Source organism: Xenorhabdus khoisanae (assembly GCF_001037465.1).
Classification (GTDB): Bacteria; Pseudomonadota; Gammaproteobacteria; order Enterobacterales; family Enterobacteriaceae; genus Xenorhabdus; species Xenorhabdus khoisanae.
The window spans coordinates 1-11,795 of record NZ_LFCV01000057.1 but is presented as its reverse complement, the minus strand read 5'-3'; the positions used below and the strand labels follow the sequence as shown (position 1 = coordinate 11,795).

Here is an 11,795-nt window from a genome sequence, read left to right as displayed (position 1 = left end):
TGAAAAAATCATCGCCAGCCTCATTTTCATGGCTTGCGCAACGCTTCGCAAACTTGTCATTTTCGAGTAGCTAAATAGGCCAGATTCTCAACTCAATATTTTCTTATGGTAGAATCTTAAGGAATTGCAACTTACATCTGGACAATCAAAATGACAGGATTTTCCGGCACACAACTTTCTGGGAATCAGCTTTCTGGTAAACAAATCGTCCTCGGTATCAGCGGAGGCATCGCCGCTTACAAAACAGCCGAACTGGTACGCCGTTTACGTGACCGCGGGGCACAGGTGCGCGTCGCCATGACTCCCGCCGCAGAAGCCTTTATCACTCCGCTCACATTACAGGCTGTTTCAGGTCATCCCGTCTCCGATGATCTTCTAGACCCAGCAGCCGAAGCCGCAATGGGGCATATTGAACTGGCAAAGTGGGCTGATTTAATCATTCTCGCTCCAACTACAGCAGATCTGCTCGCTCGTCTGGCCGCAGGGATGGCAAATGATTTAGTTACCACTCTCTGTCTGGCCTCCGCAGCCCCTATTGCTGTCGCTCCCGCAATGAACCAACAGATGTATCGAGCGCAGGCAACCCAACATAATCTGGACGTGCTTAAAGAGCGTAATGTATTAATTTGGGGGCCGGATGAAGGCAGTCAGGCATGTGGTGATGTTGGGCCAGGAAGAATGCTGGAGCCCATGGCGATTGTCGAACTCGCAACGCAACATTTCAACACTAATCAAGTTTTCAACACTAATCAAGTGAACACCCGGCAGGATTTTTCTGGCTTGCGCATAACGATTACCGCTGGGCCAACCCGTGAAGCCTTAGACCCCGTTCGTTTTATCAGCAATCACAGTTCAGGGAAAATGGGTTTTTCCATCGCACAAGCGGCGGCAGAACGTGGCGCAGAAGTCACATTGATTACCGGCCCGGTTAATTTACCGACACCATCAGGCGTCAAACGCATTGATGTAACCAGTGCACTGGAAATGCATGAACAGGTTCAGGCGACAGCAGCTTCACAAAATATTTTCATTGGCTGCGCAGCCGTATCTGACTACCGTTTCAAGCAAATAGCGACCGAAAAAATCAAAAAACAGGGTGATGAAGTCACATTTACACTCGTCAAAAATCCAGACATTGTAGCGAGCGTTGCCGCAATGGAAAAAAATCGTCCATTTGTCGTTGGATTTGCAGCCGAAACCCAGAATGTGGAAGAATACGCCCGCGGAAAACTCAAGCAAAAGCATCTTGACTTGATTTGCGCGAACGATGTATCCCTGACCGGACACGGTTTCAACAGTGATACCAATGCACTACATCTATTCTGGCATGATGGTAGCGTTCATTTACCCCACAGTGGTAAATTACAACTCAGCCACCGCTTATTAGACGAGATATTCAAACGCTATGATGAAAAAAATCGACGTTAAAATCCTTGATTCCCGCATCGGGCAAGATTTTCCTTTACCGACTTATGCTACACCTGGCTCTGCGGGTTTAGATTTACGTGCTTGTCTGGATAACGCAGTGGAACTGGCTCCCGGCCAGACTGAACTTCTGCCAACCGGAATCGCTATCCATATCGCAGATGAACAATTAGCTGCGGTTATTCTTCCTCGCTCTGGTTTAGGTCACAAACACGGCGTTGTTCTGGGTAATTTGGTCGGTCTTATCGACTCCGATTATCAGGGGCAATTGATGGTTTCAGTGTGGAATCGTGGTGATAAAACATTCACCATCGAACCAGGCGAGCGTATCGCCCAAATGGTTTTCGTGCCCGTTGTACAGGCTGAATTTAATTTGGTTGAAGACTTCGAAACCAGTAAACGCGGTATTGGTGGTTTTGGTCATTCCGGTCGTCAATAACTTTCCATAGAGCCTGATACCGTCAACCGATTTTCATATTTTTTGCCCACAATGTTTTTCCTGAAGCTGTTTTTGCCAGCAATCACCTCTTTCAGGAATGACATTGTGGCGAGAAATAGCTGGATTTGTTTTTGCTGTTTTAGCAGGGGTCTTATCAGACATGGCAGAAAAAGAACGTACAAAGAAGAAAAACAGACGTGAGGAAATTTTGCAGGCACTGGCGCATATGCTGGAATCCAGTGATGGCAGCCAGCGTATTACTACGGCAAAACTTGCCGCAAGCATTGGTGTTTCTGAAGCAGCACTTTACCGTCATTTTCCCAGCAAAACCCGGATGTTTGACAGCCTGATTGAGTTTATTGAAGACTCCTTAATTTCACGCATCAACCTGATCCTGCAAGATGAAAAAGACACCATTACCCGCATTCGGTTAATCCTAACCCTAATTTTAGGCTTTGCGGAGAAAAACCCTGGCTTAACCCGCATCATGACTGGTCATGCGCTGATGTTCGAACAGGATAGGCTACAAAGCCGCATCAACCAGCTATTTGATCGAATTGAAGCACAGCTTCGTCAGATCTTAAAAGAGAAAAAAATCCGTGATGGTCAGGGGTTCAATTATGATGAGACCATATTGGCATCACAGTTGCTGGCGTTTTGTGAAGGGATGCTCTCCCGTTTTGTCCGCTCTGAATTTCGCTATCGCCCAACAACCGAGTTTGAAATACGCTGGCCATTGATATTGACCCAACTGCAATAGCTTATCACTGTGCCTAATTTCCTATATGAATATAGGAAATGATGATAACGTGCGGTTTTTTCAGTAAGTTGTGTTAACATGTCCAGCTAGTTGAGTTCGCTGTAAAGCCACTCAATGATGGTATCGCAATCAGAACCATATAGTGTGTAATGTGCGGATACCATTTCTACTACTCACCCCGCCCACCCTTGGGCGAGGGGATTTTTTTCATCTGGTCTTACTATTTACTCTTACCAACGACTAACGCTTACACCGTCAGATACCGTACTCTTTGCGATAAGCTTCCACCGCTTCCAGATGAGATTGCATTTCCGGATTTTCACGCAAATAACTTACCAAGTCATTCAAAGTAATGATGGAAAAAACCTGGCAATGATAGTCACGCTCAACTTCCTGAATAGCTGAAAGCGTCTCACGCCCACGTTCCTGACGATCCAGACACAAAATCACACCAGACAGTGTTGCACCATGCTGCTTAATAATTTCCATCGATTCACGAATCGCCGTACCTGCCGTAATGACATCATCCACAACGACGACATTGCCTTGCAGTGGGCTACCAACGAGCGATCCGCCTTCGCCATGATCTTTAGCTTCTTTTCGGTTAAAGCAATAAGGCATATCGATATCATGATATTGCGCCAATGCCACAGCAGTGGTGGTCGCAATCGGGATGCCTTTATAAGCCGGCCCAAACAGCAAATCACACTTAATTTCGCTATCCAGCAGTGCTGCTGCATAGAAACGACCAATCAACGCCAAATCACGTCCGGTATTAAACAAACCCGCATTGAAAAAATATGGGCTTTTGCGACCTGATTTCAACGTAAATTCGCCAAATTTCAGCACCTGTTTTTTCAGGGCCAGCTCAATAAATTCGCGCTGATAGGCTTTCATTGGAGTTTCTCCTCTTTGATTTTTTCTCTATTGCAGGCATAAAAAAGGCGACTGTTCAGCCGCCTGATAAATTTATTATTTTAATGGATCTTGTTCCAAGGCTTCCCGCTGCGCTTCAAAAATAGTTGCCAATCCCTCTTTAGCCAGAGAGAGCAGTGAGAGCAGTTCATCATGGCTGAACGGTTCCCCTTCCGCCGTGCCCTGCACTTCAATCATTCTGCCATCATCCATCATGACAATGTTCATATCAGTTTCAGCCGCAGAGTCCTCGACATACTCCAGATCACAACGGCCTTCGTCTTCAACGATACCGACAGACACTGCCGCAACCATCGCTTTCAGTGGGCTTTCTTTCAGCTTGCCATCCGCAACCAGCTTATTCAGGCCATCAACCAATGCCACACAAGCGCCAGAAATAGCGGCGGTACGGGTGCCACCATCTGCCTGAATCACATCACAATCCAGCGTAATGGTAAACTCACCCAACTTTTTCAAATCCACCGCAGCACGCAACGAACGTGCAATCAAACGCTGGATTTCCATCGTCCGCCCAGTTTGCTTACCTCTGGCAGCTTCGCGTGCGTTACGGCTATGGGTCGCCCGTGGCAACATGCCGTACTCCGCGGTGATCCAGCCCTGCCCCTGACCTTTCAGGAAGCGTGGAACTCCTTCTTCAACGGAAGCATTACACAACACTTTGGTATCCCCAAATTCCACCAGAACCGAGCCCTCTGCATGTTTGGTGTAATGACGGGTCATTTTAATAGGACGCACCTGTCCTGCTGCTCTTCCCGCTGGACGCTTTCCTACTAAGCTCATAGTGTGATCTCCGTTGTTAAAACATTATTGGGGGCGCATTATACGGCCTAAAGTGGCGAATGCCTATCCTGCATCTACAGGGAGCGTTATAATCCGCCCATCATTTTACAAATTGGGAACGAATTATGATCCGTAGTATGACCGCTTTTGCACGGCGAGATATCAAGGCAGATTGGGGAAATGCAGCTTGGGAACTGCGCTCTGTCAATCAGCGTTACCTGGAAACCTATATTCGCCTGCCAGAGCAATTCAGAAGCCTTGAACCTGTCATCCGTGAGCGCATTCGTTCCCGTCTGACTCGCGGAAAAGTGGAATGTAACCTGCGTTTTGAACTGGATATCCGTACTCAAGGCTCATTAATTCTGAATGAAAAGCTGGCCAAACAACTGGTTGAAGCGGCAAGTTGGGTTAAACAACAAAGCAGTGAAGGTGAAATTGACCCAGTAGATATCCTGCGCTGGCCGGGAGTGATGTCTGCGGAAGAGCAGGATTTAGATACCATCAGCACACACTTGCTGGCGGAATTAGATCTGGCATTGGATGCGTTTATCCAAAGCCGAGAAACCGAAGGGCAAGCACTTAAGGCACTTATCGAACAGCGTTTGGATGCTGTCACCGTGGAAGTGGTTAGAGTCCGCGAACAAATGCCGGCAATCTTACAATGGCAGCGTGAACGCTTACAGACCAAGCTGGAAGAAGCACAAATTCAGTTAGAGAATAACCGTCTTGAGCAAGAGCTGCTTTTGCTGGCACAGCGCATTGATGTAGCGGAAGAATTGGATCGTCTGGATGCCCATGTCAAAGAAACGCGTAATATCCTGAAGAAAAAAGAAGCCGTCGGCCGCCGACTGGATTTTATGATGCAGGAATTTAACCGCGAATCAAATACATTGGCGTCAAAATCAATTAATGCGGATGTGACAAATTCTGCGATTGAATTGAAAGTCCTGATTGAGCAGATGCGCGAGCAGATTCAAAATATTGAATAGGGTTTCATAGAGACTCATAAGATATCAAAAAGCCAGATAATACAAGTTATTACTGGCTTTTGTTCTATCATGAGGTTGCACAAAGAATCACAATAGCGCATGATTATCGGGTACACCTAGGTGTACACCTAAGCTAGTAGAAATGATTTTAGGTGTACCCACTCTAGCCGTAGGAGATGATTCAATGCCAAAATTCACAGACAAACAGATCAGGGCATGGATAAAGTCAGGAGAAAGATTCGAAGGTAGAACGGATGGTAATGGCTTATATCTGAGTTACAGAGAGAACTATAAACATCCAGTTTGGCGTTTCAGGTATAAGTTTGCAGGTAAACGCAGATCCGTATTGCTTGGTTCGTATATTGATATATCTCTTGCTAAGGCCAGAGAGATAACAAAAGAATTATCAGCTCGTGTATCACTAGGCTATGACGTTGCAATGGAGAAGCAAGAACGCAAAGCCGAAGCGCTGGCGAAAATTGAAGCCGAAAAGAACGCTGTTAACGTTTCAGGGCTAGCAGCCGAATACTTCGAACGCCAGATACTTCCTCGCTGGAAACATCCCGACATATTGATGAAATGCTAAAGAGCATCGTTGATAGAGGCGCACCTACTATAGCAACGGACGTTCTACGATGGATTAGACGCATATTTGATTATGGCATTAGGCGTCAGCTCATTGATGTAAATCCCTGTTCAGCATTCGAGGTGGCTGATGCTGGTGGAAAAGAAATATCCCGCGATAGATGGCTAACCAGAGAAGAACTCATCATTGTGCTGAGGGCGTTCAGAACATCCACAATCAGCCGCCAGAATGAAATCAGCTTTAAGATACTACTTGCCCTATGTCTGCGTAAAATGGAACTGTGCGCGGCTCGTTGGGAGGAATTCGATTTTGCTAATGGTGTTTGGCATTTCCCAGCGGAACGAAGCAAAAACGGTGATGCCGTAGACATTCCTCTATGTCCGCAAGTTATCGACTGGTTTATGGAATTAAAGCCAATGTCTTGTGGTAGTCAATACGTTCTACCGGCAAGAAAGATGCAGCACCGCATGATCCCACATATTCAGGAAACCACTTTATCCGTTGCTCTTGCCAAAGTAAGACGAGAATTGCCGTCAGATATACCTAACTTCACCATTCACGACTTTAGACGAACCGCCAGAACCCACTTAGCCGCTTTGGGTGTTGATCCATTTGTTGCCGAACGTTGCTTAAATCATCGCATAAAAGGCGTTGAGGGTATTTATAACAGGCATGATTATTTTGATGAACGGAAAGCAGCATTAGCCAAATGGTGTGATTTACTGGTGGTGCTGGAAAGAGGTGAAAATTACAACGTGACTCCAATAAATAAAAATGTGACGAGGAAATAACGTGGTTAGCTTTATTAAATTAGGAATATTTGAACGAGAAGCAAAAACTCCAGCATTAAACACAAGACAATTAGCTTTATTATTATGTGGGTTAGATCCTGAATTAAAAACCCAAGAAATACCCACTGAAATGGAAAAACCTTACAATATTTATTATCGTCACATAGGAAAGTGGATGAATACATCAGGTCTATTTAGAGGTGGGAATTCTTCATTACATGATGCTGATAAAATGTTTGCTTTGGCCTACCCAATGATTGATGACGATTTAACACCGCAACCAATAAAAGATAGATGTTTAAGAGCGGTTGCCATAATTGCCAGCAAAAATAATGGAAAAGAAACATTGTTAAGGCTGGGAGGTGAGGAGCTATCAATCAAAGGAGCAGAGTTAAGCAAAAATCAGAGAGGAATGCACCGAAAAGAAGACGAAAGAGCAAATACTGACATACTGCTTGGTTTACTAGTGAAGCTCCTTGCCAAGAAGGTAGGTCACTCGTACGGAACTATTGAAAAACCTCAGATCTCAACCATATACAATGAGCTATGCAAACTAGCAGACGAAGAAGGCATTCCGCTGACTGGGCTATCAAAATCAACCATTTATGCAAAAATACGTAATTCCATTAGCAGTATTACTTACTTAATTAACTACATAAAATAGATTTTTGCTCACGGCTCTTTCATCTCACCATTTCACTCCGTTCATGGCGTTTCACATAGACTCATACAGCTTCATTCTATTCAAAACGCCATGGTTAGAGATTTTATAAGCGTTTAAAAGTGATTGAAGGTGTATGGATATAACCTGAAGTGTATTGGCGTACTGCTGTCCTACTCGTAACGAATACTAATGAATAAAAACCGATAATAATCATCGTTATTCATAAATATCCACAAATATCCATAAACCATCATAAACAGTCAGTTATATTCTGAAAAAAACATAATAACCAGTTGAATTTTAATAAAAACACAACGGATAAACCTTTCACTGGAATTTAAATAAATCAGTGGAACATGTATATCTTTCAAAAGATTCCAGACTCACTGGAAACGCTGGTTACTTACCCATACTATAGGAGCATGTACTTTCATTCAGAGACAAGTAACCGCATGTTAAAACAAATAAATAGCTTTCCTGAGAGTGGTAATGTCCGTATTAAAAATGTTGCTCAATTTTTATCAGTCAGCGAAGCAACTGTTTGGAGAAGAGCTAAAGATCCCGATTTCCCTAAACCAATAAAGCTAACTCCCCGAATCACTATTTTCGATGCGCAAGAAATAAGGAACTGGGTAGACAGCAAAAGAAATGTGAGGTGATGTAATGCCGAAATTTATATTACCAACTGACGATCAGCGGAAATATATTCTTTCTGTTTATGGTGAGATTGAAAGAAGAATAAGAGAAATGGAACGTGAAAGAATATCCGGTATTTCTCGCAGTCATTGCCATAAATTAGAAACATTGGGCTTATTTCCTCCTCGCTGTCATTTTGGGCGTAATTCCTGTGCATGGTTATTAAGTGATGTTTTATGGTGGGTACGTAACCCGCCAACAGTAGAGAATGTAAATAATCCCTACAGCCGAAAACCGAATTAATTAAGACAGGGTAAAAATATGCAATCTAAAAATGTGGCCTTAAATGGTCAGGGACTCTCTCACGCTGAAAACAGCCAGAACGATATTTTAAGTATTCGCAAAGCGGTTATTTCCGGCGACTGGTCATCGATTAACAAAGGTATTTTCACACTTACTGATTTGGGCTTGCGTCACAATGGACAGGGGTTAGTTTGGCTTAATTCTGGTGTATCGGTTCATGATGCAGAAAGTGATACAGGGCTGACAGGCAAGGATAAGCAATCCCATGAGTATCATTCAGAGGTGTGCTCAGTTAACTATTTGAATAGTGGTAACTATTATGGATTTGTCCAGCTCAAGGATATTGATAGCTATGCCCTGAATATCATTACTTCAATCAGTTCTGAATATCACACTCGTAAAGATGGCACACCATTAGCGACGTTTGCACTACTGATTGAGCAGAAACAACGGAAGCAAGCGGTTGATAACTGGGTTTTGTTTCGCAGCCCTAGCCAACCAGATAAGTACACGATCCTCAATAAGCAACATCATCATGAACTTGAGAAGTGCTATCAGGCGAAAGGCTGGAAGCGCGAGCCGTTGGAACATTTAAGTAAATTACTCCGCAATGATGCCGAATTCAGCAAACTTATGCACAGACTGGGTTACATCAAAGCCCGTACTCGTCAAATTACAGGCGTATATCAAATGTTTTGGATTTATCGGCATAAAGAAAAAGGATTCAAAGAGGTGTGCTCAACAGAAAAGCCTAAAAACAATAAGATAACTCCATTTGTCCAGTATATAAAACGACCAATAAATACATTTAAGCGTATTGCTGTAGATGGTCAGTGGCTCTATGTCTATGCCGATCACATTCGCTTTCTGACTAAAAAACGCCACCGTGTGAAGGGCGTTCGGGTTCAGGGATATACGGCTAATGGTATTGAGATGAGAGAAATAAAATGATGCACGGAAGCGATTCTATAGGTTTAAGCGAGAGTATTATTTCTGGTGACTCCTTGAGGTTAAGGAGTCTTCAATCTCAGAACTACATATCTTTAAGAGGTGTAGTTATAAATCAATCGGCGAAATTTTTCGCTCAGTCACACCTACAGCAAGCTATTGATTTATCCGAGGCCGTCACTTTGCGGGTTACTATTTGTTACTCACAAACTTTGCTGTCATCATTCTGTGGAGCACAAAAAGAAAAGGATAGCACGGCGAATGCTACCCTTTGGCGTAAAGCACATTTGTGTTACTGGATAAATCAATTAGTAAACTGCTCTACTGATTGTGGGTCAGTTAACTTCCGGTCTTACTGCTCAGATGATGCTTTGGCTTTGCGCTGGCGGCGTTTGATCTCACCTTTTATTGCCGTAACAATAAAACCAGCATTGCTTTCATCATTGTTTTTAACTTTTTCCATATTTTCCATAACTTCATGTGGTATGCGAACAGTAGTCATTTGTGATTTTGCATTCTTCGCACCAGTTGCCATTACTGAATCCTCTTTGATTTGGTGTATTTCATTATACATTAAAAATAAACAGGAAAAAGTATTGACGTATATCCCTCTCAGGGATAAAGTGAAATACACCTTGAGTCATTTAAGGCTCAAAATAGCAACGCCCCGAAGTGCTACCAACACTATCGAGGCGTCTAACCAGAACGTAAAGGAGACTTACGATATGGCTGACACACAGTCTAACCAAACTCGCCTAAAATTTACATTCCTAATTGCATCCGGCACTCAGCGGCTGATAGATCTTCATCCTGTCCGCCTGATTATTGTACTGGCATACAGCGAAAATGAAGCCCGTTCATTGGCGGGAATACCCTCACTGATCTTCGTATCACGTCAGGGGGCACGTCATGAATAAGAAACCAATCTCATTAAAACAGGCGCTGCATCGTGCAAGTCTGGGAATTTCACTTTTCACATTTATCACCAAAAAAGCCAAAGATGAACGCTGCGAAACTAATTTAAATAACCTGATTGCACTGGCTCACGGCATTCATCAAGAAGTTTACCGCGATTTGTTGAAACATGTCCCGCAGAACCCGGTAAATAAATTAGTCAATTGCCTTATACGCCGGGAAAGCGATCCATTAGGCCAATCCTCGTTTCGTGCAGGTTTATGCACCTCTTTATATGAGGTCATTCTTGAACAGGCCAGCCAACACTGTTCGGAAGAATTACACGATTTACTTTCTCTGGCCTGTGATATCAACCACGAGGTATATCACGCACTTTATGCGGCGGTGAATGGTGAGGATGAGTGATCATGAGTCAGAAAAATAATAACTCAAAAAACCACCCGTTAGATGTTATCCGAGCGGTGAAACAATCCGCCGCCAGTCACTGGCAAATGCTGTTGCCTGCTTGTGGAATTGACGTTCCGTTAAAGGGTAAGCATGGCGCTTGCCCGATATGCGGCGGCACTGATCGCTTTCACTTTATCGATGATAACCATCACGGCGACTGGCATTGTCGCCAGTGTGATGAGCCGAATCATGGTGATGGTTTAGATTTGATAGCGAGAAGTAAAGGGATCACCGTTTTTGCGGCAGCGAAGTTAATTGCGGATGTACTGGTAGCGCCTTTACCTGACCTAAAAACCGTTGAAAAACAGCCACGAGCTGCCAAGCCGATAGCTGAACGTATTGCGGCACTGATTGCCAGCACGGTTACGGGTGAATCTCAATATCTGACTAAAAAGGGGCTGAAATGCCCCAATCAGCGGCTATTGAAAGATGGATCGTTATTGCTGGTCACTCAGACATTAGACGGCACAATCACGGGCGCTCAGATCATTAAGCCGAACGGTGAAAAACGCCTTGTTTCCGGTACGCAGAAGAAAGGCAGTTTTATCCCCTTATCACCCATCACCGGAACGCCGGACACTTTCATTATTACCGAAGGTTACGCCACAGCTTTAACCGTCAATCAGCTATATGAGGGCGTTGTGCTGGCAGCCATTGATGAAAGTAATTTATTCACCGTTGCCGAATTGGTCAGAACACAATGGCCAAACGCGAAAATCATTATTGCTGCTGATAATGATTGGCACGAACAAGGCGAACGAGACAAAAACGGTAGGCTAAAAAAGAATGTCGGCAAAATAGCGGCAGAAAAGACCTCTATAGAGATTAACGGTTGGGTGACGTTACCGCCTACGGCATTAAAAGCCGATTGGGACGATTATCGCCAAAAGCACGGCATTGAGTCAGCAAAGCAGGCATTCAACAACGGGTTATATCAGGCAGGGGAGAAAACACGAATGGAAACAGAAGCGAAGCCCAAAAAGGCCAATAACAATCTGGCACAAATGGCAGCCAGTCAGCGCGGGGCGTTGTTAGTTGAACGCTACGGCAAGGTAGCGGTTAATCCTGAGAGTGAAATGGTTTATCACTATAACGGTGCAACATGGCAGACCATACCGGATAGCGAGCTGTGTCGCGCAATGGTCGCAATCTTCGATCAATACGAAACCCCTTATA

At 44.2% G+C, this 11,795-nt stretch carries 14 protein-coding genes and 1 pseudogene; 12 read left to right on the top strand and 3 right to left on the bottom strand.

What is annotated here, in order from left to right:
• The first annotated feature begins 150 nt into the window (after nucleotides 1–150).
• The 3 genes from coaBC to slmA all read left to right on the top strand — a co-directional run bounded on the left by coaBC (nucleotide 151) and on the right by slmA (nucleotide 2,624).
• Nucleotides 151–1,428, top strand: coding sequence for a bifunctional phosphopantothenoylcysteine decarboxylase/phosphopantothenate--cysteine ligase CoaBC (gene coaBC, locus AB204_RS09570; protein WP_047963154.1), 1,278 nt, complete (start codon nucleotides 151–153; stop codon nucleotides 1,426–1,428).
• Complete coding sequence (gene dut / locus AB204_RS09565; RefSeq protein WP_047963153.1) at nucleotides 1,406–1,864, top strand: dUTP diphosphatase; 459 nt, start codon at nucleotides 1,406–1,408, stop codon at nucleotides 1,862–1,864. The genes coaBC and dut overlap by 23 nt, the downstream gene beginning before the upstream one ends.
• Before the next feature lie 160 nt (nucleotides 1,865–2,024).
• The gene (slmA, locus tag AB204_RS09560; protein ID WP_047963170.1) at nucleotides 2,025–2,624 is read left to right on the top strand and encodes a nucleoid occlusion factor SlmA; all 600 of its coding nucleotides are present in this window, start codon (nucleotides 2,025–2,027) and stop codon (nucleotides 2,622–2,624) included.
• Nucleotides 2,625–2,879: 255 nt separating this feature from the next.
• Here the strand turns inward: slmA and pyrE are convergent, their stop codons facing one another.
• Together pyrE and rph are read right to left on the bottom strand one after the other, a co-directional pair.
• The gene (gene pyrE / locus AB204_RS09555) at nucleotides 2,880–3,521 is read right to left on the bottom strand and encodes an orotate phosphoribosyltransferase (RefSeq protein WP_047963152.1); all 642 of its coding nucleotides are present in this window, start codon (nucleotides 3,519–3,521) and stop codon (nucleotides 2,880–2,882) included.
• 75 nt (nucleotides 3,522–3,596) lie between these two features.
• Entirely contained in the window at nucleotides 3,597–4,340 is a 744-nt protein-coding gene (gene rph / locus AB204_RS09550) for a ribonuclease PH (RefSeq protein WP_047963151.1), read from the bottom strand.
• Nucleotides 4,341–4,465: 125 nt separating this feature from the next.
• Between rph and AB204_RS09545 the strand changes: the two genes are divergently transcribed.
• The 6 genes and pseudogenes from AB204_RS09545 (at nucleotide 4,466) to AB204_RS09520 (ending at nucleotide 9,260) form a co-directional block, all read left to right on the top strand.
• Nucleotides 4,466–5,329, top strand: coding sequence for a YicC/YloC family endoribonuclease (locus AB204_RS09545; protein ID WP_047963150.1), 864 nt, complete (start codon nucleotides 4,466–4,468; stop codon nucleotides 5,327–5,329).
• A gap of 184 nt (nucleotides 5,330–5,513) precedes the next feature.
• A pseudogene (locus tag AB204_RS09540) lies at nucleotides 5,514–6,706 on the top strand (tyrosine-type recombinase/integrase).
• Between the two features lies 1 nt (nucleotide 6,707).
• Nucleotides 6,708–7,370, top strand: a complete 663-nt coding sequence (locus AB204_RS09535) for a hypothetical protein (protein ID WP_047963149.1) — start codon at nucleotides 6,708–6,710, stop codon at nucleotides 7,368–7,370.
• A gap of 452 nt (nucleotides 7,371–7,822) precedes the next feature.
• The gene (locus AB204_RS09530; RefSeq protein WP_053067875.1) at nucleotides 7,823–8,029 is read left to right on the top strand and encodes a helix-turn-helix transcriptional regulator; all 207 of its coding nucleotides are present in this window, start codon (nucleotides 7,823–7,825) and stop codon (nucleotides 8,027–8,029) included.
• A gap of 4 nt (nucleotides 8,030–8,033) precedes the next feature.
• Entirely contained in the window at nucleotides 8,034–8,309 is a 276-nt protein-coding gene (locus tag AB204_RS09525) for a helix-turn-helix transcriptional regulator (protein ID WP_047963148.1), read from the top strand.
• A gap of 18 nt (nucleotides 8,310–8,327) precedes the next feature.
• Nucleotides 8,328–9,260 (top strand): hypothetical protein, encoded by a 933-nt coding sequence (locus AB204_RS09520; protein ID WP_047963147.1) that lies wholly within the window; start codon nucleotides 8,328–8,330, stop codon nucleotides 9,258–9,260.
• A 349-nt stretch (nucleotides 9,261–9,609) separates the two neighbouring features.
• On the opposite strand, the gene AB204_RS22735 is transcribed toward AB204_RS09520, so the two are convergent.
• The gene (locus tag AB204_RS22735) at nucleotides 9,610–9,792 is read right to left on the bottom strand and encodes a YlcI/YnfO family protein (RefSeq protein ID WP_047963168.1); all 183 of its coding nucleotides are present in this window, start codon (nucleotides 9,790–9,792) and stop codon (nucleotides 9,610–9,612) included.
• A 61-nt stretch (nucleotides 9,793–9,853) separates the two neighbouring features.
• Here AB204_RS22735 and AB204_RS22730 point away from each other — a divergent pair, with 61 nt between their 5' ends.
• The 3 genes from AB204_RS22730 to AB204_RS09500 form a co-directional block, all read left to right on the top strand.
• Complete coding sequence (locus AB204_RS22730; protein WP_161796553.1) at nucleotides 9,854–10,174, top strand: hypothetical protein; 321 nt, start codon at nucleotides 9,854–9,856, stop codon at nucleotides 10,172–10,174.
• On the top strand, nucleotides 10,167–10,577 hold the full coding sequence (locus tag AB204_RS23035) for a hypothetical protein (RefSeq protein WP_167336744.1): 411 nt from the start codon (nucleotides 10,167–10,169) through the stop codon (nucleotides 10,575–10,577). The genes AB204_RS22730 and AB204_RS23035 overlap by 8 nt, the downstream gene beginning before the upstream one ends.
• A gap of 2 nt (nucleotides 10,578–10,579) precedes the next feature.
• The coding region (locus AB204_RS09500; RefSeq protein WP_047963145.1) for a toprim domain-containing protein at nucleotides 10,580–11,795 on the top strand (1,216 nt) is incomplete at its 3' end.

Bases quoted from the DNA above. Each gene is read 5' to 3' on its own strand.
- coaBC (WP_047963154.1), top strand. From the start codon at position 151: ATGACAGGATTTTCCGGCACACAACTTTCTGGGAATCAGCTTTCTGGT.
- dut (WP_047963153.1), top strand. From the start codon at position 1,406: ATGATGAAAAAAATCGACGTTAAAATCCTTGATTCCCGCATCGGGCAA.
- slmA (WP_047963170.1), top strand. From the start codon at position 2,025: ATGGCAGAAAAAGAACGTACAAAGAAGAAAAACAGACGTGAGGAAATT.
- pyrE (WP_047963152.1), bottom strand. From the start codon at position 3,521: ATGAAAGCCTATCAGCGCGAATTTATTGAGCTGGCCCTGAAAAAACAG.
- rph (WP_047963151.1), bottom strand. From the start codon at position 4,340: ATGAGCTTAGTAGGAAAGCGTCCAGCGGGAAGAGCAGCAGGACAGGTG.
- AB204_RS09545 (WP_047963150.1), top strand. From the start codon at position 4,466: ATGATCCGTAGTATGACCGCTTTTGCACGGCGAGATATCAAGGCAGAT.
- AB204_RS09530 (WP_053067875.1), top strand. From the start codon at position 7,823: ATGTTAAAACAAATAAATAGCTTTCCTGAGAGTGGTAATGTCCGTATT.
- AB204_RS09525 (WP_047963148.1), top strand. From the start codon at position 8,034: ATGCCGAAATTTATATTACCAACTGACGATCAGCGGAAATATATTCTT.
- AB204_RS09520 (WP_047963147.1), top strand. From the start codon at position 8,328: ATGCAATCTAAAAATGTGGCCTTAAATGGTCAGGGACTCTCTCACGCT.
- AB204_RS22735 (WP_047963168.1), bottom strand. From the start codon at position 9,792: ATGGCAACTGGTGCGAAGAATGCAAAATCACAAATGACTACTGTTCGC.
- AB204_RS23035 (WP_167336744.1), top strand. From the start codon at position 10,167: ATGAATAAGAAACCAATCTCATTAAAACAGGCGCTGCATCGTGCAAGT.